The sequence below is a fragment of the Pontibacter sp. HJ8 genome (genome assembly GCF_054824225.1).
The window spans coordinates 1-6682 of record NZ_JSYF01000189.1 but is presented as its reverse complement, the minus strand read 5'-3'; the positions used below and the strand labels follow the sequence as shown (position 1 = coordinate 6682).

General features: G+C 51.5%; 7 protein-coding genes. 1 reads left to right on the top strand and 6 read right to left on the bottom strand.

Translation table 11 applies throughout. The features are described 5' to 3' along the window. Positions 1–11: 11 nt before the first annotated feature. From OB13_RS09380 to rbfA, 3 genes are all read right to left on the bottom strand, one after another. Complete coding sequence (locus OB13_RS09380; protein ID WP_461489902.1) at positions 12–1235, bottom strand: ABC transporter permease; 1224 nt, start codon at positions 1233–1235, stop codon at positions 12–14. A 97-nt stretch (positions 1236–1332) separates the two neighbouring features. After that, on the bottom strand, positions 1333–2142 hold the full coding sequence (locus OB13_RS09375) for a class I SAM-dependent methyltransferase (protein WP_461489901.1): 810 nt from the start codon (positions 2140–2142) through the stop codon (positions 1333–1335). 20 nt (positions 2143–2162) lie between these two features. Continuing rightward, complete coding sequence (gene rbfA, locus OB13_RS09370; RefSeq protein ID WP_461489900.1) at positions 2163–2564, bottom strand: 30S ribosome-binding factor RbfA; 402 nt, start codon at positions 2562–2564, stop codon at positions 2163–2165. A gap of 102 nt (positions 2565–2666) precedes the next feature. Here rbfA and OB13_RS09365 point away from each other — a divergent pair, with 102 nt between their 5' ends. Then, on the top strand, positions 2667–4070 hold the full coding sequence (locus OB13_RS09365; RefSeq protein ID WP_461489899.1) for a hypothetical protein: 1404 nt from the start codon (positions 2667–2669) through the stop codon (positions 4068–4070). Positions 4071–4084: 14 nt separating this feature from the next. On the opposite strand, the gene rpiB is transcribed toward OB13_RS09365, so the two are convergent. The 3 genes from rpiB to glyA form a co-directional block, all read right to left on the bottom strand. Further along, the gene (gene rpiB, locus OB13_RS09360) at positions 4085–4522 is read right to left on the bottom strand and encodes a ribose 5-phosphate isomerase B (protein WP_461489898.1); all 438 of its coding nucleotides are present in this window, start codon (positions 4520–4522) and stop codon (positions 4085–4087) included. A 4-nt stretch (positions 4523–4526) separates the two neighbouring features. Beyond that, complete coding sequence (gene tatC, locus OB13_RS09355; protein ID WP_461489897.1) at positions 4527–5381, bottom strand: twin-arginine translocase subunit TatC; 855 nt, start codon at positions 5379–5381, stop codon at positions 4527–4529. Between the two features lie 31 nt (positions 5382–5412). Next, the coding region (glyA, locus tag OB13_RS09350; protein WP_461489896.1) for a serine hydroxymethyltransferase at positions 5413–6682 on the bottom strand (1270 nt) is incomplete at its 5' end.

Genomic DNA, 6682 nt, shown 5'->3' with positions numbered 1-6682 from the left:
GCAGGCCGAAGCTACAGGTTCTCCGTCATGGACATTGCCGCAGCCTTACGGGCCGGGCGAATGGATACGAGCAGCGTGATCACCACAATGGCTACCCCAGTGAAAATGAAGTCATTGACATTCATTTTCACTGGATAAGAGTCCACAACGGAAGTCGCCATACCCATCGACACCAGGCCAAACGTCTGCTGCAGGTTGCAGACCAGCATACCCATCGACAAACCGTAGGCTGCCCCGATAAAAGCCACCAGCGCACCTTCCATCAGGAAAATATTGCGTATCGTCTGGCTTGTTGCCCCCATCGAAGCCAGTATAGCAATGTCTTTTTTCTTGTCGATCACCAGCATGGAGAGGGAAAAGAAGATATTGAGGGAGGCAATCAGCAGGATGAAAGCAAACGTGATAAACACGAACAGCTTTTCTACCTTCACGGCGCGCAACAGGCTGGTATGCTGCTCATCGCTGTTCTGTACTTTAAAAGAATCGCCCAACACCTTCTTAAGCGACTCCTTGACGGTCTCGATGCGGTAGCCTGTCTCCACCCTGACCTCCAGGGAAGTTCTGCGGCGGCCATACTCCATTAACTCTTCGGCAAACTGGAGGGGCACAAACACATAGGCATCGTCGTACTGGCGTTCGATGGCAAAAACTCCGCCCGCTGCAATGTCCATCGTATTGAAGGCGCCTTCGGGGTTCAGGGGGTTGAACTTGGTGTTGCGCGGGTAGAGGAACTGCATCGGCGTAAACTGATTGCCGGTCCGGATGGAAAGCTGGTACTGAACGCCCCGCCCTATCAGGGAATAGTAATTGTTGTTGAGGTATAGATCGTTGTGCCCTTCTACCACAGATGAATCCAGTTCATTCTGTTCAAAGAAGTTTTCACTTACGCCTTTCACTTTCACCACCATCTGGCGGTCGTTGTAGCGCAGCAGGGCATTGTCTTCGATCACTTCCGACACCATGGCCACCCCGGGCGTACGGCGGATGCGGTTCATGAACTCGGTATCCGTCTCAAAGGATTTGCCCTCGGCGGCAGATATCTTCAGGTCCGGATCGAAGCTGCTGTAGATGGTCCGGATCAGGTCTTCCAGGCCATTGAACACAGACAGCACAATGATAAGCGACATGGTGCCCACCGCCACGCCGATCATGGCAATGTTGGATATAATGCTGATGATGTTCCTCTTCTTCCGCGAGAAAAAATATCGTTTGGCTATGAGAAAAGGGACGTTCATTTTAAATTGTTAATTGTTGCTTGCTGATTATTGAAAGGTGATATCGTTAAGTATAACTGAAAATAAACAATTAACAATTTAACAATCAGCAATTAAATTACTTCCACGCTTTCACGATCAGTCCTGTGCCGGACGGATGATGGCCTTTTACATCCAGCCAATTGAGCACCAGGCAAACCGGGAATGTGAGCAGGTAGTAAAAAGGCAGCAGCAGGAAGAAAGCTTTGGATGCACCCAACATCAGCAGCGGGTACTTCATGGACAGGCGCCAGGATACCTGCCCCGGCTTGCCATACGAATACCGGGCTTCTACTTTGCTGAATCCGGCCAGCTTCAGTTTGTCCTGTATTTCGGCAATGTTGTAGCCATCCCGCACGTGCTCTTCGATGAAGGAGGTCTCCCCATCGCCGTGTACGTCGGATCCGCCCTGGTCGGAAGGAGTAGAGATTACCAGCATACCTCCCGGGACCAGCGAAGCCTGAAAATTGCGGAATACGTCCACGTCTTCCAGGATGTGCTCCATCACGTCTACAGAAAGAATGAGATCATAGGTATTGTCTTCCCTGTATTGGACCAGGTCCCCTATGCGGAACAACACGTTCTGGCGGCCTATATTCCGGAAAAAGCGGTTGCTGTCCGATATCTGCTCTTCTTTTACGTCGACTGCCAGGATGCTCCATTTGCTGCTCTGGCTGGAAAGCCAGTAGGTATACTGGCCAAAGCCGGAGCCGGCATCCAGGATGTGCTGCTCTTCGCCTTTGCGGTTGGCAGCCCAGGTATTGAGTTCTTTGTGCACATGCCAGGCACGCAGCAGAAGCAGGTCCAGCATGTTGTAAAATATGCGTCTCAGGAAAGGTGTCTGGTTGAACACATCCCCGAGCACGCGCTTAATCGGGTCATACTGCATAAGGGTGGTGATGCAAAAAGCTAGCGGGTATTGGTTTCATCGGCCTCACTGTCCTCGTCGTTTTCGTCGGCGGGAGGAATGTCCAGGTTTGAAAATATTTTGTCCATGTGTGCGGCGTACTCGGCGCTGTCATCCAGGTAGAAGACCAGTTCCGGAATCACCCGCACCTGGCTCTTGATGCGCTGGGCCAGCAGGTGGCGCACGGTTTTGGTATTTACGCGCAGTTCCTGCAGCAGTGCCTCGTTGCTACTGGCATTCATGACGCTCAGGTAGATGCGTGCCAGACCCAGGTCGGGGGATACGCGCACCGTGTTGACGGAGATGTAAGCTCCTCCGAACAAGTGTGGCACTTCCCGCTGGAAGACCTCCGCCAACTCTTTCTGGATGAGGCGAGAAAATTTCTGTTGTCTTTTACTTTCCATATGAAGATGCAAATATCATATTAATTTCGCATTTTTACCCCAATTGTGCCTTACTCATTTCAGTTCAGGCCGGTGTATAGTTTTTTCTAACTCCGTCTCCCCTTGATTAGTTACTTCCGCAGCATACTGCCTTCCCGACTGGTTTTGTTGGTCCTGCTCTTTCTGGCGATCCGTCTTCCCCTGGTTTTGCTGGGTATACCGGCTACTGTATCCGAATTGCTCTACATGCTGGTAGGCGAACGGATGGGCGATGGGTTTGCGATGTACCGTGAAATCTATGACAGTACGGCGCCTCTCTCGGCCTTCTTTTACTGGACAATCGATGTGGTAGCAGGCCGCTCCTACCTGACTTACCGGCTAACGGCCACTTTCCTGTTGCTCCTGCAGGCCATTCTGTTCAACGTGACGCTCAACCGGCACCAGGTATACGCCGGCAAAGGGTATATACCTGCCCTCCTATATCTGCTACTGGGAAGTATCACTTTCGAGTTTGACATGCTCACGCCCTTGCTCATCGGCAATACCTTTTTGATCATGTCGTTGCCTTACATCATTACCATTTCGCGTGAGGGACTCGATAACAACCGCTTGTTCGTGGGTGGTTTTATGGTAGGGCTAGCCGCCCTGAGTTATTTGCCGCTGGCTTTGTTCCTGCTGGTGGCTGCTTTTGCCGTGGTGCTTTTCGCGTCCGGCACCTTCCGTAGTTTACTGCTCATGCTGTGCGGCTTCGCATTCCCGTATGCCGTCCTGATGACCTATTATTTGTACAGCAACTCCATAGCATACTTCCTGGAGATGCACCTGCTGCAGCCCTGGCACTTCCAGGTCAGCACCCTGTTGCCTGCTGCTGACCTGGCCAAGGTTATGCTGCTGCCCGGACTTATCCTGTTGCTCTCTCTGATCAGCACGACTTCGCTGCCGCAGCGGCTTGTTTTCCAGTCCAGATTTCAGCAGCTCATGACCGTATGGCTGATGGTAAGTGTGGCCCTGGTATTCACACGCCAGGAAATATCAGCAGGTACTTTTTTGGTTACGCTGCCGCCAATCGCGTATTTCAGCGAATTCCTTTTTACCAGCCGTCAAAAGAAGTGGATCCTTAACCTGTATTTTTTGCTGGTGCTGAGCGGTGTCATCGTGCTGCGCTACCGGTATGCGTTGGGGATAGACACGCTGGTACAGGTCGATGACTCGCAGCTGCTCCTGCCCCGGCAACAGCAATCGGACCTGGCCGGCACTTCCGTACTTGTGCTGGGCAGTGACTACAGTTACTATGAGCAGAACAAACTTGCCACGCCTTATCTCAACTGGGAACTATCGCAACGGCATTGCGGCAGGCTGGATGAGTATCAGGCGGTATATGAACTGTACCAGAACTTCCGGAAGGAATCCCCTGCCTATATCGTGGACAAGACGGGCCTTATGCCTCAGTTAAAACACAAACTGCCGTCTGTTTTCGGGGCGTATGAGCCCACGAATGCAGCGGCAGTTTATAAGAAATCTCGTTAACAGGTATAGCTGCTTTAGCAGGCAGGTATCTTGTCTACACGGTTCTGGTGGCGTCCTCCTTCGAATGCTGTCTCCAGGAAAACCCGTACCATGTCGGCTGCTTCTTCCTCCGACACGAATCGGGCAGGTATACACAGCACATTGGCATTGTTGTGCTCGCGTGATAGTTTGGCCAATTCCGGTTTCCAGCACAGTGCCGCCCGTATCTCCTGATATTTATTAGCCGTCATGGCTACGCCGTTGCCACTTCCACAGATAAGTATACCGAAGTCCGCTTCTTTGTTAACCACAGCTTTGGCAAGTGGATGTACATGGTCCGGGTAATCTACGGAGGCGTCAGACCCCGGGCCAAAGTCCGTTACATCATAGCCTGCAGCAGCCAATTGTTTTGTGAGAAGCCCTTTGTATGTAAAGCCGGCATGGTCTCCGCCGATTGCTATTTTAATTGCCATAGTCTTAAGAATTGTTTTCATTTAATCGTTTCAGATCCCGCTTAATAATCGACTTAGACACGCTGATACTCACTTCGTAGAGCAGTACAAGCGGCATTGCGATCAGGAGTTGACTGATCACGTCCGGCGGGGTAATGATCGCCGCGATCACCAGTATAGCTACAATCGAGTGACGACGGTAGAGCTTCATGGTCTCCGGAGAAAGCAAACCGGCCTTTGTTAAGAAGAATACAATGACCGGCAACTCAAACATAAAGGCACAGGTCAGGCAAAGTGTCGTGAGCGTGGAAATGTACGAAGTCAGGTCAAACTCATTGACAATGGAAGGATCAACCTGATAGCCGGCCAGAAAGTTGATGGAAATAGGGGAGACCACATAGTAGCCAAACAGCATACCCATCGCAAACAGGATGGACACCCAGAACACGGCTCCACGGGAGCTCTTCTGCTCCTGCGGATACAGGCCTGGCTTTATAAAGCGCCAGATCTCCCAAAAGGCATACGGAAAGGCGCAGGCCAATCCCAGTACCAACGACACCATGAGGTGCATGGAAAGCTGCCCGCTCATCTGCCGGCTTTGGATCGTAAAGCCCAGTTCCTGTATACACAGCGCATCCGAGCCAATCCACTTCCCGACATCGCACATAAACCTGTAGCTCAGAAAGTCGGGGCGGGAGGGCGCCAGGATGATATCGTGGAATACAAACCCCTTCGCTAAAAATGCTGCGGTAGCAAAAACGAGTATAGAGCCTAACGATCGGATGATGTGCCATCTTAACTCTTCCAGGTGATCCACAAAAGACATCTCTTGCGGCTGCTCCTGCTGCTGTTCTCCTTCTCCCAAATATGGCTGGTCCATCACTTGTTGCTCTTGTTATGCTGCGTCAATGTTAGTAAGCAAAAAGCGGATATTGTTCCATCCAGCTGTTCACTTCTTTGCGGGCCGCTTCGATCCTGCTTTCGTTTTCGTTGTTGGTAAGCACATTGTCGATCAGTTCTACAATGCGGGTCATGTCCGCTTCTTTGAAGCCACGGGTTGTGATCGCCGCTGTTCCCACACGCATACCTGATGTCACAAACGGTGACTTGTCATCGAACGGCACCATGTTCTTGTTGATAGTGATATCGGCCTTCACCAGCGTATTTTCTGCCAGCTTACCTGTTAAACCTTTGGAACGCAGGTCGATCAGCATCATGTGGTTGTCTGTGCCGCCGGAGATGATGTTGTACCCCTGTGCTACAAAAGCAGAGGCCATGGCCTGTGCGTTTTTCTGTACCTGTTGGATATAAGCCGTATAATCTCCTGAAAGTGCCTCAAAGTAAGCAACCGCCTTCGCAGCGATCACATGCTCCAGCGGGCCACCCTGCGTACCAGGGAATACAGCTCCGTCGAGCAGGGATGACATCATGCGGGTTTCTCCCTTCGGCGTTTTCAGGCCAAACGGATTCTCAAAATCTTTGCCCATCATGATCATACCACCTCTTGGCCCACGCAGGGTTTTGTGCGTTGTGGTCGTAATGATATGGCAGTGCTCAAATGGATTGTTCAACAGTCCTTTGGCAATCAGGCCGGACGGGTGCGAGATGTCAGCCATCAGCAAAGCGCCTACTTCATCGGCAGCTGCGCGCAGCTTTTTGTAATCCCAGTCACGGCTATAGGCAGAAGCACCACAGATGATCAGCTTCGGTTTCTCACGGCGGGCTGTTTCTACTACTTTGTCAAAATCAATAAGGCCGGTTTCCTGTTCTACACCATAAAAAGAAGGCTGGTAGAGTTTACCGGAGAAGTTTACCGGCGAGCCATGTGTCAGGTGACCGCCGTGTGACAGGTCGAAACCCAGAATCTTATCGCCTGGCTGCAGCACAGCCAGCATCACGGCTGCATTAGCCTGTGCACCCGAGTGTGGCTGCACGTTTACCCACGAAGCGCCAAACAATTCTTTCGCACGATCAATTGCCAGCTGCTCGGATTGGTCCACAATTTCACAGCCACCATAGTAGCGTTTGCCCGGCAGTCCCTCGGCGTACTTATTCGTCATTTCGCTGCCCATGGCCTGCATGACCTGGTCTGAAACAAAGTTCTCAGAGGCGATCAGTTCGATGCCATGAGTCTGGCGGGCTTTTTCTTTTGCGATTAAGTCAAATATGGCTGTGTCTCTT

Coding starts and splice junctions, on each gene's coding strand:
- OB13_RS09380 (WP_461489902.1), bottom strand. CDS start 1,235: ATGAACGTCCCTTTTCTCATAGCCAAACGATATTTTTTCTCGCGGAAG.
- OB13_RS09375 (WP_461489901.1), bottom strand. CDS start 2,142: ATGCAGTATGACCCGATTAAGCGCGTGCTCGGGGATGTGTTCAACCAG.
- rbfA (WP_461489900.1), bottom strand. CDS start 2,564: ATGGAAAGTAAAAGACAACAGAAATTTTCTCGCCTCATCCAGAAAGAG.
- rpiB (WP_461489898.1), bottom strand. CDS start 4,522: ATGGCAATTAAAATAGCAATCGGCGGAGACCATGCCGGCTTTACATAC.
- tatC (WP_461489897.1), bottom strand. CDS start 5,381: ATGGACCAGCCATATTTGGGAGAAGGAGAACAGCAGCAGGAGCAGCCG.